Origin of the sequence: Scytonema sp. PCC 10023 (assembly GCF_963920835.1) — a bacterium.
In the GTDB taxonomy this organism is placed as follows: Bacteria; Cyanobacteriota; Cyanobacteriia; order Cyanobacteriales; family Nostocaceae; genus Kalymmatonema.
On record NZ_CAWUDP010000329.1, the window covers coordinates 1 to 889 of the forward strand.

1 protein-coding gene is annotated in these 889 nt (G+C 48.9%); it reads right to left on the reverse strand.

Features of this window, described 5'->3' with window-relative positions; all coding sequences use genetic code 11:
* Positions 1 to 889: tetratricopeptide repeat protein (locus ACM0OZ_RS49045; protein WP_414590194.1), on the reverse strand; the 889-nt coding region annotated here is incomplete at both ends.

Sequence of the window (889 nt, forward strand, 5' to 3'; positions counted from 1 at the left end):
TGCTTTGATGTAGAGTGGTTCTGCTTCAGTGTACCGTCCTTGGGAACGGTAGAGTGATGCCAAGTTGTTGTAACTTTGGGCGACATTGGGATGCTCTTCTCCGAGCAGGCGTTGCGTTAGTTCCAATGCTTTGATGTAGAGTGGTTCTGCTTCAGTGTACCGTCCTTGGTCAGAGTAGAGTAATGCCAAGCTGTTGTAACTAGTGGCGACATTGGGATGCTCTTCTCCCAGCAGGCGTTGCCTGAGTTCCAATGCTTTGATAAGGAGTGGTTCTGCTTCAGTGTACCGTCCTTGGGAATAGTAGAGATAAGCCAAGTTGTTGTAACTAGTGGCGACATCGGGGTGCTCTTCTCCCAGCAGGCGTTGCCTGAGTTCCAATGCTTTGATAAGGAGTGGTTCTGCTTCAGTGTACCGTCCTTGGTCAGAGTAGAGATAAGCCAAGTTGTTGAAACTGGTGGCGACATGAGGATGCTCATCTCCCAGCAGGCGTTGCCTTAGTTCCAATGCTTTGATGTAGAGTAGTTCTGCATTAGTGTACCGTCCTTGGGAATAGTAGAGATAAGCCAAGTTGTTGAAACTGGTGGCGACATGAGGATGCTCATCTCCCAGCAGGCGTTGCCTTAGTTCCAATGCTTTGATGAAAAGTGGTTCAGCTTCAGTGTACCGTCCTTGGTAATAGTAGAGAAGAGCCAAGTTGTTGAAACTGCCGGCGACATGAGGATGCTCATCTCCCAGCAGGCGTTGCCTTAGTTCCAATGCTTTGATGAAAAGTGGTTCAGCTTCAGTGTACCGTCCTTGGTAATAGTAGAGAAGAGCCAAGTTGTTGAAACTGCCGGCGACATGAGGATGCTCATCTCCCAGCAGGCGTTGCCTTAGTTCCAATGCTTTG